Genomic DNA, 21,130 nt, shown 5'->3' with positions numbered 1-21,130 from the left:
CATGTCTGGTATGTTTATGAAGTTGCGATAAATTACTTAACTCCTCAACTCGCCAATTATGGGGAGATTCTGATTAATCCGTGGTTAAGCGCCCTTGAAGAAGAACAAAAAGTGACCATTCTTGGGGGTGGAGAGATTCGCATGACACATGACCCGACCCCACATAGCCCGCTTACCAATCCCACGATGGCCCCTGTAGCCCGTCCGAAACTTGAAGGCGGTAAACGGTTTGTCATGCATACGCCGTTTCAGCCCGCCGGCGACCAGCCGACAGCGATTGCAGAACTTGTGGGCGGCATCGAAGGGGGCGAGCGCGACCAGGTACTTCTGGGCGCAACCGGCACCGGCAAGACCTTCACCATGGCCAAGATCATCGAGGAAACCCAACGCCCCGCGATCATCTTGGCCCCGAACAAAACGCTCGCCGCCCAGCTTTATGGTGAGATGAAGGGGTTCTTTCCGGACAACGCGGTCGAGTACTTTGTAAGTTATTACGACTACTACCAGCCCGAAGCCTATGTCGCGCGGTCCGACACCTTCATCGAGAAGGAAAGCCAGATCAACGAACAGATCGACCGGATGCGCCACTCGGCTACGCGGGCGCTTTTGGAGCGTGACGATGTGATCATCGTGGCATCCGTGTCGTGCATTTACGGTATCGGCTCGCCCGAAACCTACACCGCGATGACGCAAGACATCACGGTGGGCGAGGAATATGACCAGCGTGCTATGATGCGTGACCTCGTGGCTCAGCAATACAAACGCAATGACAATGCGTTCCAGCGCGGCAGCTTCCGAGTACGTGGCGACAGCCTTGAGGTTTGGCCAAGCCACCTTGAAGACCGCGGCTGGCGGTTTTCCTTCTTCGGGGAAGAACTGGAAAGCATCACTGAATTTGACACGCTGACCGGTGCCAAGACCGACACGCTTGAAAAGGTGCGCATCTATGCGAACTCACACTATGTGACGCCGACGCCCACGCTGAAGCAGGCCATTCAAAGCATCAAGGAAGAGCTGGCCGTCCGCCTGAAACAGTTCGAGGACGAGGGCAAATTGCTTGAAGCCCAGCGCCTTGAACAACGCACCAAGTTTGATCTGGAAATGCTGGAAGCGGCCGGGTTCTGCAACGGGATCGAGAACTACTCGCGCTATTTGACGGGCCGCGCTCCGGGCGAACCGCCCCCCACGCTGTTCGAATACATCCCCGACAACGCGATTGTATTTGCGGACGAAAGCCACGTGTCGGTGCCGCAAATCGGCGGAATGTACCGGGGCGACTACCGGCGCAAATTCACACTGGCTGAACATGGGTTCCGCCTGCCCTCGTGTATGGACAACCGCCCCCTGAAGTTCGAGGAATGGGACGCCATGCGCCCACAATCGGTTTTCGTCTCCGCCACGCCCTCGAATTGGGAGCTGGAACAGACCGGCGGTGTCTTCGCTGAACAGGTCATTCGTCCCACGGGGCTGCTTGATCCCGAGGTCGAAATCCGCCCGGTCGAGATGCAAGTGGACGACCTACTGGACGAGGTGCGCAAAGTCGCCGCCAACGGCATGCGAACCTTGGTCACCACGCTGACCAAACGCATGGCCGAGGATCTGACCGAATACCTGCACGAACAGGGCATCCGCGTGCGCTATATGCACTCGGATATCGACACGATCGAACGCATCGAGATCCTGCGCGACCTGCGTCTGGGGGCCTTCGACGTGCTGGTGGGCATCAACCTACTGCGCGAAGGCTTGGACATCCCCGAATGCGGACTGGTCGCCATTCTGGACGCGGATAAAGAGGGCTTTTTGCGCTCTGAGACCTCGCTGGTGCAAACCATCGGTCGTGCCGCGCGAAACGCCGACGGACGCGTCATCATGTATGCCGACCGCATCACCGGCTCGATGGAGCGCGCGCTGAAGGAAACCGAGCGCCGGCGCGAAAAACAGCACGCCTATAACGTCGAACATGGCATCACGCCCGAAACGGTGAAAAAGAATGTCGAGGACGTGCTGGCTGGGCTTTACGACGGCGACACCGACATGTCCCGCGTCACCGCGACCATCGACAAACCCATGGTCGGCGACAACCTTCTGGCCCATCTGGAGGGCCTGAAAGCCCAGATGCGCAAAGCGGCAGAGAACCTCGAGTTCGAAGAAGCCGCCCGCCTGCGCGACGAGGTGCATCGGTTGGAGGCCGTAGAGCTGGCCGTGGCCGACGACCCGCTGGCGCGTCAATCCGCGATTGAAGCGGCTGGTGAGGCCGCGCAGAAGGCGAAGGGGCGGTCAACGGCTGGAAAGCCGGGGCAGCGGGCTGGGCGTGGGAAGCAGAGGTGATTGGCAGATGATTCAACGTTCGAAAGCAATAGTTGCTGGAATGTGGGGTATCTTGGCATTCACACTTGGCAGCCCACTGTTTGTGGTCTTGGCGTGGCAATTGAAATGGTGTGGCGGAACCTGGTTGCCAGAGCGAACTCTGTGTAGTGGTTTTCCTGCCAACTACCTTGGAAGTGTTGAGGGCTACTTTAGTGCACTGTTCTATCTCGGTGCAGGCATTCCCTATCTACTCGTAGTTGCCATTATTTGGATTTTGTTTGTTATCTCTGTCTTGAAACTGTTCACCACCAAGTAAAGTCCCGGGCCGCCTAAAGGTGTAGGAACGCGTCGAAATCAGTGTGGATTGTCCTTAACTCTCCGAACACAGGTGTGAATGACACCTGTCACACCAACGAGACTCACAACAAATAGAAGAAATGCGCCAACAGCAGAACTTGCATTGTGGAACCCAATGTCAGCTATACGCACGACAAAAGCCGAGAGTAGAAACATAGGAATATGCAATATCAGATGGAACCTGAGTTGTATTCTATCCTTGCGGGGAGTTGACGGGAACATTGTCGATCTAGCTAGCGAGGAGGCATACTCTATGCGCTCTCGATTATCGCAAAGCCAGATTGAGTATCGAATATTAAGTAGTATCGCATAGCCCGCAATAAGCGCAGAGATCAGTAATGGCACTTTGGCGATCAGTGACGCAAAGAAGATCGTCCACGTCAGAAATAGTGCCGCGTCCCACTTCCAAACGTAACGGTCTTTCCAAGCATAAAAGAGCATAATCGCGCCAACCCAACAACTTTTACGTGTGGTTGCGTTTTAGCCTGTTGATAGAAAAGTGAAAAGGCCGGTTGCTCGGCCTTTCCATTCACACAAACCCAAACCTCTCGCCAAACGGCATCTCTGTCGGCCTTTCCCCCGTCGCCCGGAAAATCGCCTCAGCCAGAGCAGGTGCTGCGGGCGGCACGGGGGGTTCGCCCACACCAGTCACGTAATCCCGATTCTCCATCCCGCGCACGAAAATCTCGGGCGCTTGGTTGTTGCGCAGACCTTCGAAGTCAAAGAAGTTCTCTTGCTCGGCCATGCCATCGGCATAGGTAATCTGGCTGTTGATCGCGTGGCCAAGGCCCCAGATCACGCCGCCTGCGACGAGGTTTTCGAAGTTGATTGGATCGACGACTTTGCCCACTTCGGCAGCGACCCAAACCTTATCCAGCGTGATGCCCTCCTCGCCATTGGTGATCTCGATCACCTGCGCGCAAGGGGTGCCGAAGGACAGGCAGAAGGCCACGCCGCGGGCTTTGTTCGCAGCCAGTTCGCCGCCCCAGCCTGACATTTCGGCCACGGCTTCCAACGTCTTGCGCGACGGGTTGTCCGTCATCAAGCGCAAGCGTTCCTCGACCGGGTCGGCCCCGGCTTCATGAATTAGCGCGTTCAGGAAATTCTCATGGAAGAACCCGTTTTGCGACGCCCCGACCGAGCGCCATGAACTGACCGGCCCCAACTTCGGTGCACGATAGCCGATCACGCGGTAGTTCGGGATCGCATAGGGCTGATCCCACAGGCCTTGCGTGATCGTGGTGTCTGGACCCGGAACCGGGAAGCCCTGACGTTCAACCATCTGGCTGTCCATGATCGAGGGCGAGGCGACCTTGATCTCCATCGCGGTCACTTTGCCATCGGCCACAGCTCCACGCCCGCGCATCATCGCGATGGGGCGGGTGAAGTCCTGAAGCGTGTCTTCCTCGCGCTTATAGGTCAGTTTGACCGGCGTGCCCTTCATGGCCATCGCCAGTTCGGTCGCGCGTTTCACCACCTCGTCTTCCAGACGGTGCCCGAAACTGCCGCCCATCATCAGGATGTGCACATGCACGTCATCGGCGTCCATGCCGGTCATCTTGGCGACGCTGGCCTGCGTCATGCGCGGGATTTGGTTACCGGTCCAGACATCGACGCGGTCATCCGTGACCAGCACCGTGGCATTCATCGGTTCAAGCGGCGCGTGGGCCAGATAGGGCGCGCGGTATTCGGCCTCGACCGTGGTCCCTGCCCTGTCAACGTCTCCGTCATCACGAGGCGTTGCGTCCACATCGCCGGCATCAATCGTGTCGGCGAGCGCCTGCCAATGTTCGGATTGCTCAGCGGGATAGGGCGCCGTACCCCATTCGACCTCGATCGCATCGACAGCCTGAAACGCGCGCCATGTGTTGTCGGCAATCACGCCCACGCCGCCGGTGACCGGGATCACCTTTTGAACGCCGCGCATCCCTTCCGCTTGGGTCGCGTCGAATGAGATCACCTCGCCGCCTTTGCGGGGGTTCACACGCACGGCAGCATGCACCATGCCTTCCATCCGCATGTCGATCCCATAGCTTTGCGTACCCGTGGATTTCGCCACCATATCAACGCGCTGCATGGGTTTTCCCACCAACTTCCACTGGGTCGAGGGGCGCAGGGCCACATCCGTCACCGGCTCAATCTCGGCAGCTTTGGCAGCCAGCGCCTCGTACGGAATGCGCTTGCCATCGGGCAGCACAACCGCACCACGTTCGGTTTTCAGCTGCGTGACCGCAAGGCCAGACATCTCCGCCGCAGCCGCTTTCAGCGTCTCACGCGCCACAGCCCCGGCAACCCGTAGCTTTTCAAACCCGTCCGGCACGGTGGTCGAGCCGCCGGTGATCTGCATGCCCATCAGCTTGATCACAGCGCCCATGAAGCCACGCATGGTTTCGGCTGCGAACCCTCGGTCGGTCGAGGGGAAGGGCACACCTTCGGCCGCAATCGCGGTGTTCCAATAAGCAGCCGAAGGCGGGCCGGGATCGACATTGATCTGATCCAAATCCACGTCCAGCTCTTCGGCGATCAATGCCGCCTGAACCGAATACGCCCCCTGCCCTTTATCCGCACGCGGGGTGATCAGCGTCACCCCATCTGCGTTGATCAGGACATATGGCGTCAGGGCGGCAGTGCCATCTGCCAGATCATCGTCCAGCGGATTGTCCTCGGGCTGTTTGTACTTGTAATAGCCAAAGGCAACCCCGCCCAGAAGTGCTGCGGATCCGACAAGGAATGTACGACGCGCAATGGTTCCGATACGTCCCATGATCAGCCCTCCTGCAATGATTTGGCGGCGGTTTTCACCGCAGCGCGGATACGCGGATAGGTGCCGCAGCGGCACAGGTTGCCAGACATGGCATCATCAATATCTTCGTCCGTCGGCGCAGAGTTGTTGGCCAGCAACTCCGCAGCCTGCATCATCTGCCCACCCTGACAATACCCACATTGCGCAACCTGATGGGTCAGCCAAGCGGCCTGTACCGCGTGCATTTCGTCGGGATTACCCAGCCCTTCCATTGTCGTCACCGGACCATCCACATCGCCTAAAAATGTCTGGCACGATCGTACGGCGACGCCATCCACATGCACCGTGCACGCCCCACAAGCCGCAACCCCACAGCCGTACTTTGGCCCGTCGATTTTCAGCTCATCCCTCAAAACCCACAAAAGCGGCATGTCTTCTTCGACATCCACATCATGAGCAACACCATTCACGGTAAGCTTCATCGCAATCGTCCCTTCATTGGCTGCGGTTCGAGCAGTTTGTCACCAGATATTACGCTAATGACCACCGGTCATTAATGCAAGCCACAGATATTGAAACCCTGCAAGCCTAATCTTGCTTGCGAAACGCCAGCCGCATCTAAATGCACCAACCCAAGTATCTCGGAATGCACATTCATACTCACGTCAAAAGACGGAACGAAAATGGTAGGTGACGGTGATGAAAAACGAACTCGAATTCATCTCAAACAACCAGGACGGCCCACCCTACTTAACACAGGCGTCGCACCAGTCGGCTCAAGTCTGATCACGGAGAAACTTGAAACTGGGGCGGCTGATTTTGTGATGTTGGTGGCTGAATTGGTTGAATAGAGCTGCGCGGATTGAGGTTTTTTACTTTAGACTTCGCAATGATCGGAAGCGGCACATCGGCCGCTCTCATCACTAAAATCGCTTACTTATGGCACTAGTTTAAAGGATCAGAGCAGATCTTTAAACTTCTCTGACGGGGCCGGTCTACTGCCTACCGACCACTGAAAATATCGTCCCGACGGACCAAAGGCCGATCATGCACTTACAGTAAAATCGAGCCAATCAAATAGAGTCATTCGGTCGCGTCTTGTCTCCTTTCCAACCCGGACGGGCAGCTGCTGTATTTGGTTAACTAATCACAAGAACTGAACATGGTGCGCGTCTTGTCAGTCGCGGCGCGGTTGAGCCAAGCGCATAGCCCTCGCTTCCGGGGCGGCTTGCGCCTGTAATGATCAGCTCCGCGCCGATCTCGTCGGTATAGCTCGCGATCACCCAATGAAAGGCTGGGGCGCGTGGCCCCGGCTGTCGGTTTTAGGTTGCGACGTGAGACATGTGCTTGTCCGGCGAATAGATATCAAGGATATTCCAATGCCCCGTTGTGGGCGTCGGGTTGTTGATCACAGGAACGTCAAAAACCGTGGGCTTGCCGCTGACAATCGCGGCCTTAAGCGCGGGAAGCAGCTCTTCCGCGGACGAATTCCGCACGCCCTCTGCACCATAAGCCTATGCAATCTCGGCATAGCCCGGCCCGTTGTTGGGCGTGGCCGCGGTGCCCGGGAAGGTCGTGCCATAAATCAGCCCATAATGGACCTTTTGCTGGCCCGCGATTGTTGGAAGATCACATTCGCAACGGCGTAACGCACACATTCGAAGCAATGTGACAGGCTTGGGAAGCGTTAGAAAATCTGAAGCTATGGTCTGAAGCGGTGCTGTTGGACCAGTTCGAAACAATCACTTTATGCCACCGATATCCAAAAAAGGCGAAGCCTGAAAGCTTCGCCTTTTTTCGTTGCTTTGTGTCAAGCGTAGGGGCCAACAGCCCCTACACGGTACCGCCGAGGCTCCCTTCTAGGGCAACAAGTTCCTGACCGCCGGCCATCAGATCCTGCAGCTCTTCAGGCGTAATCTGTCCACGTTGGGCCGTTCCCAAAGTCTGGCCACGGTTGAGCACGGTGAACCGGTCCCCGACCGCCAGCGCGTGGCGCACGTTGTGGGTGATGAAAACCACCGCGATTCCTTGTTTGCGGACCTTGTCGATCGTGGCCAGCACATTTGCTGTCTGACGGACACCCAAGGCCGAGGTTGGCTCGTCCAGGATCAGCACCTTGGCACCGAAATGCACAGCGCGCGCAATCGCGACCGTCTGACGTTCGCCCCCCGACAAGGTGCCCACGGCCTGATCAGGACCACGCAGATTGATGCCCATCTTGCGCATCTCATCCATGGTGGCCTGATTAGCATAGTCATGATCGAAGAAGTTGAGCGGCCCGACCTTCTTCACCGGCTCGTTGCCCATGAAGAAGTTGCGGCTGACCGACATCAACGGGATCATCGCGAGGTGCTGGTGCACCGTCGCAATCCCTGCTGAAATCGCATCACGCGGGTCACCAAAACTCATCGGCTTGCCCTCGAAGAAGATCTCACCGTGAGTCGGCTGATGCACGCCGGACATGGTTTTGATGAAGGTCGATTTACCGGCACCATTGTCGCCAAGAAGGCAGTGGCATTCCCCGGGAAAAACCTCGAGCGAGACTCCTGCCAGCGCGATAACGCTACCGAAATGCTTCTCGATGTTCTTCATTTGGATGATTGGAGCTTTTTCCGGATTCATATCAACGCTCCCCTGTAATGATGCGACGGATATAGGTGTTCAGGATCACGGCGCCCAACAGGATCAACCCAAGGAACACGCGGAACAAACTGCTTTCGACACCCGCAAAGAACAAACCCTGCTGGACGACGCCGAAAATCAGCGCACCGAGGGCAGCACCAAGGACGGATCCATAGCCTCCTGTCAGCAAAGCACCACCGATGACCACAGCGATGATCGCCTCAAATTCTTTGAGAAGCCCGCGATCAGCACCGGCCGATCCGAACTCCATCACCTGACAGACGGCGAAGACGGTTGCGCAGAATGCGGTGAACATGAACATAAGAACCTTGACCTTGTTGACCGGCACACCCGAGTTGCGGGCGGCTTCGGCGTCGCCGCCTGCGGCAAAGATCCAGTTGCCGAATTTAGTCTTGGTCAGCAGGACGTGACCAAAGATGACCAGAATGATGGCCCAAATGATCAGCATGGGAATGCCGTCAACAACAGGTTGGCCTTTACGGCTGCCGCGTTCGAACACAGCGATGATGCCTGCGTCACCCATCCACTGGAACAGACCTGTCAGAATCTTTCCACCAAAGATCGGCGCAAGCCAGTCACCTTCAGCAACATCCTTGATCCCACCAATGATGGTTTTGCGCTCGATCACCTGAGGAAGGAAGATAGCAAAACCACGCAGGATGAAGAGGAAAGCCAATGTAACAATGAAGCTTGGCAGGCCTGTACGGATCACGATGTATCCGTTCAGTGCCCCGATCGCGATACACATTGCGAAAGTTAATAGGATCGCCATCCAGACCGGCCAGCCGAGTGTCACACTGAAAATGGCGATTAACATGCCCGCAAACCCGATCATCGAGCCAACCGAGAGGTCAAATTCGCCTGCAATCATCAGAAGACAGGCGCCAACGGCGATGATCATAAACTGAGCTGAAACAGTGGACCAGTTCATGATCCCTTGGCTGTTGAACATGCCACTATCGAAGGCAAACAGCAGGAAGAAGGTAAAGACGGCTACGGTGCCGACAATCCCGCCCAGTTCTGGGCGGATCATCGCTTCGCGGAAGCGGGATCGTGATTTGATCCTTTCGTCAACCGCGGATTTGGTGGGTGCATTGGACATGGTGTGCCTCTGTGTCCTTAGTCAGGATGGAATAAGGGCGGCCAAATTACTCCGGCCGCCCTTTGGGAGAATATCAGCGGTATTCGCCTGCGAACATCTCAACTTTTTCCAGACCGTCCGCTGTCACGAAGCCGGGGCCTGAGTTGATGTTGTTGCCCGGCAATACGCCGTAACGGTGGAAGTTGGTCAGAACCACAACCGGCAGGTAGGCCTGCAAGAAAGGTTGCTGGTCAATGCCCCAATTGATCACACCGGATTTGATACCTTTGACGATTTCTTCGCCGAGGTCGAAGGTGCCGAAGTAGATGTCACCGGCCATACCATTCTCTTCCAGCGCCAACAGCGTTGGATCCGCACTAGTCGGTCCAAGGGTCAGAACAGCATTCGTGTCCGGATTGGCCGACAGATAGGCCAGCACGCGGTTCTTGATCTCTGACGGGTCTTGGCCGGAGTCGATCATCTGATTGCCCAGTTCGATGCCCAGACCGTCTGCGAAGCCCTGGCAGCGCTCGGTCGAAGAAGGAGAAGAGATATAGTGGTTCACACACAGGAACGAACCGACCCCGTCACCCTTGGCGCGCAGACCGGCGGCATAACCTGCATCATATTCCGGCTGGCCGACATACATCAGAGCACCAACTTCACGTGCCTGATCTGGTGTACCCGAGTTCATAATGATTACGTCAACACCACTATCAACAGCAGCCTTGATGGGACCGGACAGAACATCATAGTCAGACAGTGTCGTGATGATGCCGTTCGGGCCAGAAGCTGCAGCCTGTTCGATGATGCGAGCCATATCAGCCAAGTCACCAGTCGGCGGGTTACGGTATTCAACCTCGACACCCATCTGGTCGCCAGCAAGCGCAATGCCGTTCTTGATGGTGTTCCACCAGCTGTCGCTGTCAGGTGCGTGGCTGACAAGAATGTATTTCTCGCCCTCAGCCGAGGCAGTGGTCGCCGCCATCAGCGGCGCTGCAACCACGGCGGCCGCAAGCGCGAGTTTCTTCGTAAGTGAAGTCATGATTTCCTCCCAAAATTCACCTTTTTCACGGTGCGAGAGCGGTCTTCTCCGCCTCTCCGACTCAAAGTAAAACACATCCAGCTTCATTTTGCAACCGGTTGCAAAATGGTGAAGTGTATTTCCTACTGCAGAGACTACCGAAACCCGCTAAAAGGATCGCAGAGGCAAGTTAAGAAGGCAAACAAAGTATGGCCGTTACGTTGAAAGAGGTTGCAGAACGCGCAGGAGTGTCCCGCTCTGCCGTATCGCGCACTTTTACTGATGGCGCCTCGGTATCCGACAAAATGCGGCGCAAGGTCGAGAAGGCCGCGCGTGAACTTGGGTACAGCCCTAATGCTCTCGCCTCTTCTCTGACCACGGGACGCACCAAGCTTATTGGTCTTGTCTCGAACAACTTCCACAACCCCATCTTCCTTGAAGTGTTCGACCTGTTCACACGCGGGCTTCAGGATCGGGGCTTGCGCCCCCTTCTGGTCAACCTGTCCGACGAAACGGATCCCGAAACCTCGGTACAGATGATGCGCCAGTATTCTGTTGATGGCGTTGTTGTCGCTTCTTCCACATTGCCACCCGGATTTGCCAAAGCCTTCCGCGATGCCGGCGTTCCAGTTGTACACAGCTTTGGCCGTTCCTCGTCTGCACCACAGGTCCATGTGGTCGGCATCGATAACGTGGAATGTGGACGCATGGCCGCGCAGGCTTTGACCGCACGTGGATATACTCATGTGGGATTTATGGGTGGTCCTGAAGATGCGACATCGACACAGGACCGATTTGCCGGATTCAAGTCAGAAATGACCAGGCATCCGGACATTCAGGCCACCCATTCTTTCGCAGAAGCGTACTCGTTCGAAGCGGGACGGAAAGAGATGCTGAGGTTGATAGAATCCAATCCCGCTCAAGCCTATTTCTGTGGCGATGACGTTTTGTCGATCGGCGCCCTGTCCGCCATCGAAGACAGCGATCTACGCGTCCCCGAGGACATTGGCATTATCGGCCTGAACGATATGGAAATGGCGCGATGGGAAAACATCGACCTGACCACAATCCACCAGCCCATTCGGCAGATCGTGACCTCGTCTATCGAGCTGATGGTTGCGATGCTGGATGAACCGGACCGCTATCCCGAAGCCCGGATCTTCCCCTGCTCGGTGGTCGAGCGGGGCACATTGCGCCCCGCGCCGTAGACTTATCGGAATATCGGCGGACGGGCATCCATCCAGGCACCACCATCCTTGGCCGACGCCACAGCCGTGTGGACGGCGGCCATAGACCGAACACCATCAGCCGCATTGGGCAACCCGTCGCGATCTGCGCCGGAAATGGCATCGGCCAGATCGCAATAGATGTTGGCGACAGCCAGCGGGAAGCCCTCGGGATGGGCAATGGCGACCCTGCTTAGGCGCTGCGCGTCCTCATGCAGACCGCTTTCGCCCTTCTCGATGATCTGGGTGCGGCCACCAATCGGGGTATAGACCAGCTGGTTGGGTTGCTCGGACGCCCAGCGCAGACCGCCCGTCTCGCCAAACACCTGAATGTCAAACCCGTGCTGTCGGCCAATGGCCACCGACGACGTCCAGAGCCGCCCAACGGTGCCGCCTTCCATGCGGAAATTGACCATAGCGTCATCTTCCAGAACCCGTGACGGGATTGTCGAAGCAAAGTCGGCCGAGAGGCGCTGAACCTCGTCATCACAAATGAAGCTCGCCATATGCAGTGCATGAATGCCGCAATCGGCAAATTGCCCAGAAACCCCAGCCATTTCAGGCTCATAGCGCCAACGGACACGCGGGTTGTCCGCGTCCGTTGCATCGCCGTGATGCCCATGGCTGAAGCTGGTGACGACCAGACGGATCTTGCCGACCTCACCAGCGCGTACCATTGCACGCGCCTGCCGCACCATCGGGTAGGCTGAATAGCAATAGTTTACGGCACAGATCTTCCCAGAATTCGCGGCCACTTTGACGATCTCCTCACCTTCTTCGACCGTCATAGTCATCGGTTTTTCACACAGCACGTTAAAGCCAGCTTCCAGAAAGCTCTTAGTGATCTCGAAATGCGTCGCGTTCGGCGTGGCAACAGTGACCAGATCGATCCGATCATCGCGATCTTTTTCGCCTGCCAGCATCTCTTCCCAATTGCCATAGGCACGGTCCGCTGCAACGCCCAAACGCTGCGCATATTCGCGGCCTACATCCGGGCGGTGATCCAAAGCGCCTGCGGTGAATTCAAAACGGCCATCCGCGAGGGCGCCAAGGCGATGCGCCGGGCCAATCTGGCTGCCTTCGCCGCCACCGATCATGCCCCATTTCAATTTCGTCATGATGGTACCTCCTTACTTGAAGCCGATGGATTCCAGATATTCGCGGTTCTTGCGGGCATCGCCCACCGGATCCGGATCAAGCGTCGGATCGCAGTCTTGTTCGACAGTGCACCAGCCCTCAAACCCTGCATCCAATAGCACTTGGCGAACAGCCGGGAAGTCGACATCGCCCTCGCCCAGATTGCAGAAGATCCCCTGCCCGCAGGCGTCATAGAACCCGGTGCGGTTTTCGATCACGTCGGCTTTCACCTTCGGATCGATATCCTTGAAATGCATATAGGAAATCCGTCCGACATGGCGCTTCATAAACGCCACGGGATCAAACCCGGCATAGGAGTGGTGACCCGTGTCAAAACAGATTTTCAGAAGGCTTTCGTCCACCTCGTTGAGCAACCGTTCAAGCTCTGGCTCAAAGTCCATAAAACCCGCCGCGTGGGCATGGATGCCAACGGTCAGGCCATATTCTTCAGTGCCAATACGGGCGCTTTCGGCGATCCGGTCGCGATAGGCCACCCACTCGGCCTTGTCCATTTGTTCGGCTTCGCCAGCCCGGCCAGCGGTCGGCGCGCGACGGGGCGAGATCGAATCGATAAGCACAAGATGCTGCGCGCCATGTGCCTTCAATGCACGCGCTGTGCGGTGCGTGGCGTCCAGAACATCGTCCCACGCCGAGGGGTCGTGATAGGCGCGAAACACAACGCCGCCGATCAGTTCCAGATCGTGTTCGGCCAAAGCCTCACCCAGCTCGGCGGGGTCTTCTGGCATAAACCCAACAGGACCCAATTCGATACCCTTATAGCCTGCCTCGGCGCAGTCTTTCAGGACGGATCGCCATGTCGGGTTGCGCGGATCATCCGCAAATTCAACACCCCAGGAACAGGGTGCGTTGCCAATTCTGATGCTCATCTTTTAGTGTCTCCGATGCTCAGAAGTCGTTGATATCTTTCCAGGTTTGATCGTCAGACGAGGCTAGCCCCGCCGCAATCACCCGGTTCACTTCATGCCCGTCGCGGAATGTGGGCCACACATCCGCACCGGTTTCGATGGCACACAGAAAGTCGCGTGCCTCGATAATGATCTGGTCCTGATACCCGGTGCCATGCCCCGGTCCCTGGCAGAAAGGCGCATAGTCGGGATGGGCTGGACCAGTCAGGATCTTGCGGAAGCCACGCTCGGGTTCGGGATCGTCCATCCGATACAGCCATAGTGCGTTCTGATCTTCCTGATCAAAGCGGATCGCGCCCTTAGTGCCGGAGATTTCGTAGGCATAGCCCATCTTGCGCCCGGTCGCTATGCGGCTGAAATACATCTGACCCATCGCACCATTTTCAAAGCGGCACATCATCTGCGCGTGGTCGTCATTGGTGACGCGTCCACCCGGTCTGTCGATGTGAACGGTTTCGACTTCGGCCATGACCTTGGAAATCGGACCAAGCAGAGCAAGCGCCGCATTCACCATATGTGGCGCAAGGTCGCCCATTGTCCCGTTGGCCATACCACTGGTACGCCAACTTGCTGGAGCCTGTGGATCAGCATAGAAATCTTCGGTGTGTTCACCTCGAAACCAAGTGATATCTCCGATTTCACCCGCTTCGATCAAGGCTCGTGCGTATTGGCTGGCAGGGGTTCGAATGTAGTTGAAACCAACCATATTCGTGACGCCCGAGCTTTCAGCCGCAGCCACCATGGCTGCACTATCACCCAGCGACGCCCCCAAGGGCTTTTCACAGAAGACGGGCTTCCCTAAGGCAAAGGCGGCCTCGGCGATCTGCCGATGGGTTTCTTGCGGTGTCGCAATGACTATCGCTTCAACCGCGTCATCTTCTACCAACGCGCTCCAATCGTCGGTTGCTCGGGCAAAACCATAGGCTTGTCGATAGCGCTCGGCGCTTTCAGGGGATGAAGCACAGACCATCTCAAGTCGCGGTCGCAACGTGGTCCCAAACACCGCTCCGACGGCAGCCATGGCCACTGAATGCGCCTTACCCATGTAGCCGCCACCAAGAATGCCAATGCCGATCTGAGTCACGTGGATGCCCCTTTCGTTTGAAAACAATTTGCAACCGGTTGCAAAAACTGTATCCTGAGAATCGAAACCCCGCAAGCCGCATTCGGCACCGCACTGATTTTTCCCGTGGGAGACACGCTGACATGTCTGCGCAAGACGACACCATCCGCCTGACAACCGCTCAGGCGATCATTCGCTGGCTTTCCAACCAGTTCATTGAAATCAACGGAGAAGAAATGCGCCTGTGTGGCGGCGGCTTTGGCATCTTCGGACATGGCAATGTGACCTGTCTGGGCGAGGCCTTGAACACTGTGCGTGATGAACTGCCACTGTATCGCGGACAGAACGAACAAAGCATGGGATTCGCGGCTGCAGGCTATGCCAAGACATGGCTGCGCCAGCGTTTCATGTTCTGCACGGCAAGCGCTGGTCCGGGCACCGCGAACCTTCTGACGGCCGCCGGATTGGCCCACGCCAACCGCCTGCCCATGCTGCTCCTTTGCGGGGACACGTTCCTGACCCGCCTGCCCGACCCTGTGCTGCAGCAGATGGAGAACTTCTACGATCCGACTTTTGGCGTGAATGACGCGTTCAAGCCCGTCAGCCGCTATTGGGATCGTATCAGTCACCCGGCCCAAGTGATCCAGTCGCTGCCGGCCGCAATCGCCACCTTGCTGGATTCTGCCGATTGCGGCCCGGCCTTCCTTGGCCTTCCGCAGGATGTGCAGGGCTGGACCTTTGACTATCCGGTCAAATTCTTTGACAAGAAAGTGCATCGTATTCGGCGACAATCCCCAGATGAGGCCGAGATCGCAGACGCGGTATCTGCCCTTGCTGACGCCAAACGTCCCATGATCATCGCAGGTGGCGGCGTGCAGTATTCGCGCGCTGTCGACGAACTGACCACCTTTGCCGAAACCCACAACATCCCCGTGGTCGAGACCATCGCCGGACGCGCCAACATGCTGGCCAACCATCCGCTGAACATCGGGCCCATCGGCGTCACCGGATCGGACAGTGCCAACGCGATTGCCGAGAAAGCAGACGTGATCGTCGCCGTCGGCACCCGCCTGCAGGACTTCACCACCGGATCGTGGACGGCATTTGACAAGGATGCACAGTTCATCTCGATCAACGCAGCGCGGCATGACGCAGGCAAGCATATGTCTCTGCCTGTCGTTGGTGACGCGAAACTCAGCCTTGCAGCACTAGGTGCTGCAAGCGGTTACAAAGCCCCTGCAGACTGGGTGGCATTTGCACAGGCCGAGCGGAAAAGCTGGGACGACTACGTTACCAAGAACGTTTCCTACGGCAATCGACCGAATTCCTATGCGCAGGCCATTGGCGTTGTGAACGCTCTGTGTGACAAGCGCGACCGCGTGGTTGCAGCGGCTGGCGGACTGCCCGCCGAGGTGACCGCCAACTGGCGCACGCTCGACATTGGAACCGTCGATGTCGAGTTCGGCTTTTCCTGCATGGGGTACGAGATTGCGGGCGCTTGGGGCGCACGCATCGCCCAAGCCCAGATGGAGCCCGATCAAGACGTAATCACCTTCTGCGGCGATGGCTCGTATATGATGCTCAACTCGGACATCTATTCCAGCGTCCTGTCGGACAAGAAGATGATCGTCATGGTTCTGGACAATGGTGGCTTCGCGGTCATCAACAAGCTTCAGAACAATACCGGCAACGAAAGCTTCAATAATCTGCTGGAAGACTGCCCGACGATCCCGCAACCCTTCGGCGTCGACTTCGTGGCGCATGCCTCGTCGATGGGGGCAACAGCCGAGAAGGTCTCGAACCCTGCCGAACTCAGCGAGGCGTTCAAACGCGCCAAGGCCTCGGAAAAGACCTATGTGATCGTGATGGATGTGGACCCCTACGAGGGCTGGACCACCGAAGGTCACGCCTGGTGGGAAGTCGGCACACCACACATCACCGACGATGAAAACGTACGCACTGCCCATGTCGATTGGGAAGCCTCGCGCAGCAAACAACGAAAGGGTGTGTGATGAAACGCTTTACCGCCGAGACGGCCAATCCCAACGACATCATCGACGAGCTTCTGCACGGCGGAGGGGCCGTCGGCATCTCCGGCTTGTTCACTCCTGAAGAAATCGCCAATGCACGCGCAATCGTGATGGCGCATTCCGAGGAAACCGCCGAAAAAGTCACACATTTTCAGGGTGCCGCGGAAGAAGAGGGTAAGCTGAACCTACAACGCCGCGTCTGGAACCTTCTGGCAAAAGGCGAGGTTTTTTCGCGTATGGCCGCACACCCCAAGCTACTGGAAATTCTGCGCGCGTTTCTGGGTACAGAGTTCATCATGGGATCGATTGCAGCCAACCGCATCTTGCCGGGTGGACCGGGTCAGGAGCCCCATGTGGATTACCCTTACTGGGACTTTCACAAACCTGAAACACACCCGGTTGGCTTCAACGGCTCGTTCCCGATGAATGCGCAGGTATCGGTCCTGCTGGATCCGTTTACCAAAGAAAGCGGTGCGACCGGCTATGTGCCTGGATCGCAGAAAGAGCTCCGCTATCCCGTTGCCGAAGACAAGTTCTTTGAGCGCTGCGAACAGATGACAGGAGAGCCCGGCGAAGTCGCGCTGTTCTACGGCGTGACGTGGCACTGCGCGATGCCGAACAATGCCGATCACGATCGCAGCGCGATCTTGATCCAATATTTGCCCAAATGGGTCAAACCCATGGAAGATATGCCGGCAGCCCTTCCCAAAGAGTTCCTGGATCAAGCCAGCCCGGATATGCGCCAACTTCTGGGCCTGAATTATCCCTATCCCGAGGTGTTGGATGCAGCGCGGGCAGGTAACACAGAGGGTCGCAAGTGACACTGATTGACGGCATCAAAGGCAATCGTTTTGCAGTTTTCGGACGCGCGGGCATGGACATGTTCGCCGATCCAATTGGCACTAAAAGTGAAGATGCCACGACATTTCGCGCCGATCTGGGCGGGTCTTCGGCCAACATCTGCGCGGGGCTTGTGAAGCTTGGTGGGGAGGCTGCGCTGATCACCTCCGTCTCCGATGATGCGGTGGGCCGGTTTTGCCGCAACCGCCTGCGCGACTATGGCGTGGACACGACCTATGTCCGAGCTGTAGGCGGAGAAGCCCGCACGTCTCTGGCGGTGTATGAAAGCTGTATCGAAGATTTCCAGAACGTCATTTATCGCAACGGGGCAGCCGATTTTCAGGTGACCGCGGCGGATATGGATGCGGTCAACTACAACGCCTTCTCGGCCCTGATCACCGCCGGCACCGTCTTTGCCGCTGAACCTTCGCGCAGCGCAACGTTTCACGCCTTCGATAAGGCGCGAGATGCAGTGTTGCCGATCATCTTCGACATCGATTACCGCCCCTATTCCTGGCCCTCACCCGAAGTGGCCGCCGAGGTTTTGACCCGCGCCGGAGAGGCAAGCGACCTAATCGTCGGAAACGATGAAGAGTTCGGTTTCATGGCCGGAGGCATCGAAAAGGGCTTGGACAAAGCACGTGCACTGGCCGCCGAAGGGCGCATGGTGATCTACAAGATGGGGCACGAAGGCGCCATTACACTTGCAGGTGGCGAAGAAATTCGCACCGGCATTTTCCCAGTCACCGCCGTGAAACCGAACGGCGCGGGCGACAGTTTCATGGCTGGACTGCTTGCCTCGATCGCAGCAGGTCACAGCTTGCGTGATGCAGTTCTGCGCGGGTCGGCCTGCGCCTCGATCGTCGTTTCAAATCCCGGCTGTGCCAATGCCATGCCCACAACCGCCGAGCTTGAGGCCTTTCTGGCCTCGCATCCCGGCCCCACGAAATGAAAGGAGAGCCCAATGCATATTGCGCCTCATGACAACCAGAACAAACCCATCGTGGATGCGGACAATGCGCTGGTCCCACTGAACTATTTCAACATCGTGAAACTGAAGAAGGGTGAGGTTTTCGAATACGCCGTACCCGGCTATGAGACCTGCATTGTGCCCGCCACAGGCACGGTCGATGTTGACATTGAAGGTGCCGCCTATCCGGATCTCGGCAACCGTAGCGAAGACGTCTGGGATGGCGAACCAGAGGGCGTGTATGTGCCAGTCGGTGCCAAGGTTCGTATCACCTGCAAGACCGACGCGACCGAGACCTTCATCGCCGGTGCTAAATACGACAAAGTGCTAGAGCCGTTCGACGTGCGCGAGGCCGACCTGGACGTCGTGCAGTATGGATCGGATGACACCAAGACCCACCGCAAGATCAAACACATCCTTGGCGCAAACCACCATGACCGCGTAGGACGCCTTTTGGTCAGCGAGCTTTACACTGTCGGAGAAGGCGGTTGGTCTGGCTTTCCCTCGCACAAGCACGACACCGACCGCCCGCACCCGCAGGGCGGCATGATCGAGACCCGTCATGACGAGACCTACAACTTCCGCTTTAAGCCGAACTACGGCTCGGGCGTGCAGATGTTGCAGCGCGAAGACAACAAGCCCGGCGACGCCTATCACATCATGGATGGGTCCACGATCATGTTGGACAAGGGGTATCACCCCTGCGCGGTTCTGCCCGGGTACCAGATGTACTACTTCACTATTCTGGGTGGGCTCAGCCAGCGGTCGCTGAAGCAGTATTTCCAGCCAACGCATGAAGCACAGCTTCAAACCATTCCTGGCATCATGGATATGGTGGCCAAGTTCAAATGACCCTTGTGACGTTGAAAGATGTCCTTCAGCCCGCGCTGAAGGAAGGCTACGCCGTTGCCGGTCTGGTCACGCTGGGCTGGGAAGAGATGCGCGCCTATGTGGCAGCAGCCGAGGCCGAGGGTGTCTCGGTCATCTTGCAGGCGGGCCCGTCCTGCCGCGAACACACGCCCCTACCCGTACTGGGCAAGATGTTCCGCCACCTGGCCGAAGGGTCGACTGTCCCTGTCGTAGCACATCTTGACCATGGCTACACGTTTGACGAATGCCGCGAAGCGATAGACAGCGGATTCACTTCGGTGATGTTTGACGGGTCGCGCAAACCGCTTCAGCAAAACATCGACGAGACCGCCGCGATTGCTGAAATGGCGCATGCAGCAGGTGTTTCCTGTGAAGGCGAGATCGGCTTTGTCGGCTATTCCGGTGGCGAAGGGTCTGCAGGAACGGACCCCGAGGAAGCCGCAGCCTTTGCCCGCGACAGCGGCGTGGATGCGATGGCGATCTCGGTCGGGAACGTACATTTGCAGCAGGACAAGGAAGGCGGACTGGACATTGACCGCATCCGCGCGATTGAGGCGCTGACCGACGTGCCACTGGTAATCCATGGCGGATCCGGCGTGCCGGTCGCGCAGCGCACCGCCCTCGCCCGCGGGTCGAAAATCTGCAAGTTTAACATCGGCACCGAGCTGCGCATGGCCTTCGGAAATGCATTGCGCGAAGCGGTCAACGCTGACCCAGCGCGGTTCGATCGCGTACAAATTCTGAAAGAAACACACGACCCGGTGATGGCTGCGACCCGCCAGGTCCTACAAGCGTTCAAAGGAGCCTAAGATGACACGGATCGGACTTCTGGGCTGCGGCCGGATTGGTCAAGTACATGCCCGCTCGATCAGCCAGATCGAGGATGCCACTGTAACCGCAGTTGCGGATGCATTCGCTGAACCGGCCCAGGCCTTGGCGGACCGCACGGGGGCCAAGGTGCTGGATTCATTAGCCCTGATCGAAAGCTCAGACGTGGACGCGGTGGTCATCGGCACCCCGACTGACACGCATTACGACCTGATCCATGCGGCAGCCCGGTCAGGCAAGGCCATTTTCTGTGAAAAACCAGTAGACCTGTCGGCAGATCGCATCCGCGATTGCATGAAAGTTGTAGAAGACGCTGGCGTGCCGTTCCTGACGGCCTTCAATCGGCGCTTTGATCCAAACTTTGCCGACCTGCAATCCCGCCTGCGGCAAGGACAGATCGGAGATGTTGAGATTGTGACGATCCAGTCGCGCGACCCCTCTCCGCCCCCAGTCAGCTATATCAAAAGCTCGGGCGGACTGTTTCGGGATATGATGATCCACGATCTGGACATGGCGCGGTTCCTGCTGGGCGAAGAACTGATCCGCGTCTATGCCGTCGGTTCATCGCTTGTGGATCCCGAGATTGGCAAGGCCGGAGACGTGGACACAGCTGCCGTCACACTGACGACCGCCAGCGGTAAGATCTGCCAGATCACCAACTCGCGTCGCGCCAGTTACGGTTACGATCAACGGATCGAAGTGCATGGGTCCGGTGGAATGCTTCGTGCGGAAAACGTGCATGAAACCACGGTGGAAATGGCAACAGCATCCGGCTTCACAAGGCCCCCAGCACAGCATTTCTTCCTGGAACGCTATGAAGCAGCTTATCAGGCTGAAATGCGCCATTTCATTGACGCGATCACGACGGGAAATGTTCCGTCTCCGAACTTGTTCGATGGATTGCAAGCACAACTTTTGGCTGATGCAGCTGCAGGGTCCCTCGCCCAAGGAGGACCAGTTGATCTGATCTAATTGGTACTATCAATCGCTGCAGATCGCGTCGGTCCCTTAACGGCCCTACCTGAGTGGACCTGTAAAATAGGGTCGCTCAAAACTAGATCACTGAACTCGTCTAGAAAGTGACA

Annotated in this window: 19 protein-coding genes; 9 read left to right on the top strand and 10 right to left on the bottom strand. The window is 57.4% G+C overall.

All coding sequences use genetic code 11. The features are described 5' to 3' along the window. The first annotated feature begins 141 nt into the window (after positions 1-141). Both uvrB and MWU55_RS06260 read left to right on the top strand, forming a co-directional pair. The gene (uvrB, locus tag MWU55_RS06265; RefSeq protein WP_281501816.1) at positions 142-2,328 is read left to right on the top strand and encodes an excinuclease ABC subunit UvrB; all 2,187 of its coding nucleotides are present in this window, start codon (positions 142-144) and stop codon (positions 2,326-2,328) included. 7 nt (positions 2,329-2,335) lie between these two features. Next, positions 2,336-2,623: a hypothetical protein gene (locus tag MWU55_RS06260; protein ID WP_246934997.1), complete on the top strand. Its 288-nt coding sequence runs from the start codon at positions 2,336-2,338 to the stop codon at positions 2,621-2,623. Between the two features lie 570 nt (positions 2,624-3,193). Here the strand turns inward: MWU55_RS06260 and MWU55_RS06255 are convergent. The 7 genes from MWU55_RS06255 to MWU55_RS06225 all read right to left on the bottom strand — a co-directional run bounded on the left by MWU55_RS06255 (position 3,194) and on the right by MWU55_RS06225 (position 10,176). Further along, the gene (locus MWU55_RS06255; RefSeq protein ID WP_246934996.1) at positions 3,194-5,428 is read right to left on the bottom strand and encodes a molybdopterin cofactor-binding domain-containing protein; all 2,235 of its coding nucleotides are present in this window, start codon (positions 5,426-5,428) and stop codon (positions 3,194-3,196) included. Positions 5,429-5,430: 2 nt separating this feature from the next. Beyond that, a complete protein-coding gene (locus tag MWU55_RS06250; RefSeq protein WP_246934994.1) occupies positions 5,431-5,889 on the bottom strand; it encodes a (2Fe-2S)-binding protein in 459 nt (152 codons plus the stop codon). A gap of 840 nt (positions 5,890-6,729) precedes the next feature. After that, positions 6,730-6,903, bottom strand: a complete 174-nt coding sequence (locus MWU55_RS06245) for a hypothetical protein (protein WP_246934992.1) — start codon at positions 6,901-6,903, stop codon at positions 6,730-6,732. A gap of 18 nt (positions 6,904-6,921) precedes the next feature. Beyond that, positions 6,922-7,065, bottom strand: a complete 144-nt coding sequence (locus tag MWU55_RS06240) for a hypothetical protein (RefSeq protein WP_246934990.1) — start codon at positions 7,063-7,065, stop codon at positions 6,922-6,924. Between the two features lie 175 nt (positions 7,066-7,240). Continuing rightward, positions 7,241-8,029, bottom strand: coding sequence for an ATP-binding cassette domain-containing protein (locus MWU55_RS06235; protein ID WP_246934988.1), 789 nt, complete (start codon positions 8,027-8,029; stop codon positions 7,241-7,243). Between the two features lies 1 nt (position 8,030). Then, positions 8,031-9,152, bottom strand: coding sequence for an ABC transporter permease (locus MWU55_RS06230; RefSeq protein WP_246934986.1), 1,122 nt, complete (start codon positions 9,150-9,152; stop codon positions 8,031-8,033). A 73-nt stretch (positions 9,153-9,225) separates the two neighbouring features. Then, positions 9,226-10,176, bottom strand: a complete 951-nt coding sequence (locus MWU55_RS06225; protein ID WP_246934985.1) for a sugar ABC transporter substrate-binding protein — start codon at positions 10,174-10,176, stop codon at positions 9,226-9,228. A gap of 188 nt (positions 10,177-10,364) precedes the next feature. Between MWU55_RS06225 and MWU55_RS06220 the strand changes: the two genes are divergently transcribed. After that, positions 10,365-11,363, top strand: coding sequence for a LacI family DNA-binding transcriptional regulator (locus tag MWU55_RS06220; protein WP_246934983.1), 999 nt, complete (start codon positions 10,365-10,367; stop codon positions 11,361-11,363). A gap of 2 nt (positions 11,364-11,365) precedes the next feature. Here MWU55_RS06220 and MWU55_RS06215 read toward each other — a convergent pair whose 3' ends face one another. From MWU55_RS06215 to MWU55_RS06205, 3 genes are read right to left on the bottom strand one after another with little or no spacing between them, the layout of a single operon-like run. Continuing rightward, the gene (locus MWU55_RS06215; RefSeq protein ID WP_246934981.1) at positions 11,366-12,499 is read right to left on the bottom strand and encodes a Gfo/Idh/MocA family oxidoreductase; all 1,134 of its coding nucleotides are present in this window, start codon (positions 12,497-12,499) and stop codon (positions 11,366-11,368) included. A 12-nt stretch (positions 12,500-12,511) separates the two neighbouring features. Then, complete coding sequence (locus MWU55_RS06210) at positions 12,512-13,405, bottom strand: TIM barrel protein (protein ID WP_246934979.1); 894 nt, start codon at positions 13,403-13,405, stop codon at positions 12,512-12,514. A gap of 19 nt (positions 13,406-13,424) precedes the next feature. After that, positions 13,425-14,528 carry a Gfo/Idh/MocA family oxidoreductase gene (locus MWU55_RS06205; RefSeq protein ID WP_246934978.1) on the bottom strand — a complete coding sequence of 368 codons (1,104 nt, stop codon included), beginning with the start codon at positions 14,526-14,528 and terminating at the stop codon, positions 13,425-13,427. A 122-nt stretch (positions 14,529-14,650) separates the two neighbouring features. Between MWU55_RS06205 and iolD the strand changes: the two genes are divergently transcribed. From iolD to iolG, 6 genes are read left to right on the top strand one after another with little or no spacing between them, the layout of a single operon-like run. Then, positions 14,651-16,519, top strand: a complete 1,869-nt coding sequence (gene iolD, locus MWU55_RS06200; RefSeq protein WP_246934973.1) for a 3D-(3,5/4)-trihydroxycyclohexane-1,2-dione acylhydrolase (decyclizing) — start codon at positions 14,651-14,653, stop codon at positions 16,517-16,519. Further along, positions 16,519-17,358 (top strand): phytanoyl-CoA dioxygenase family protein, encoded by an 840-nt coding sequence (locus tag MWU55_RS06195; RefSeq protein ID WP_246934971.1) that lies wholly within the window; start codon positions 16,519-16,521, stop codon positions 17,356-17,358. The genes iolD and MWU55_RS06195 overlap by 1 nt, the downstream gene beginning before the upstream one ends. Continuing rightward, entirely contained in the window at positions 17,355-18,329 is a 975-nt protein-coding gene (gene iolC, locus MWU55_RS06190) for a 5-dehydro-2-deoxygluconokinase (RefSeq protein ID WP_246934970.1), read from the top strand. The genes MWU55_RS06195 and iolC overlap by 4 nt, the downstream gene beginning before the upstream one ends. A 12-nt stretch (positions 18,330-18,341) precedes the next feature. Further along, the gene (locus MWU55_RS06185) at positions 18,342-19,199 is read left to right on the top strand and encodes a 5-deoxy-glucuronate isomerase (RefSeq protein WP_246934968.1); all 858 of its coding nucleotides are present in this window, start codon (positions 18,342-18,344) and stop codon (positions 19,197-19,199) included. Next, entirely contained in the window at positions 19,196-20,026 is an 831-nt protein-coding gene (locus tag MWU55_RS06180; protein WP_246934966.1) for a class II fructose-bisphosphate aldolase, read from the top strand. The genes MWU55_RS06185 and MWU55_RS06180 overlap by 4 nt, the downstream gene beginning before the upstream one ends. A 1-nt stretch (position 20,027) precedes the next feature. Beyond that, a complete protein-coding gene (iolG, locus tag MWU55_RS06175; RefSeq protein ID WP_246934964.1) occupies positions 20,028-21,017 on the top strand; it encodes an inositol 2-dehydrogenase in 990 nt (329 codons plus the stop codon). Positions 21,018-21,130: the final 113 nt, after the last annotated feature.

It is taken from the genome of Aliiroseovarius sp. F20344, assembly GCF_023016155.1.
In the GTDB taxonomy this organism is placed as follows: domain Bacteria; phylum Pseudomonadota; class Alphaproteobacteria; order Rhodobacterales; family Rhodobacteraceae; genus Aliiroseovarius.
The sequence above is the reverse complement of the archived record's forward strand: the minus strand, read 5'-3'. Positions and strand labels throughout refer to the sequence as shown.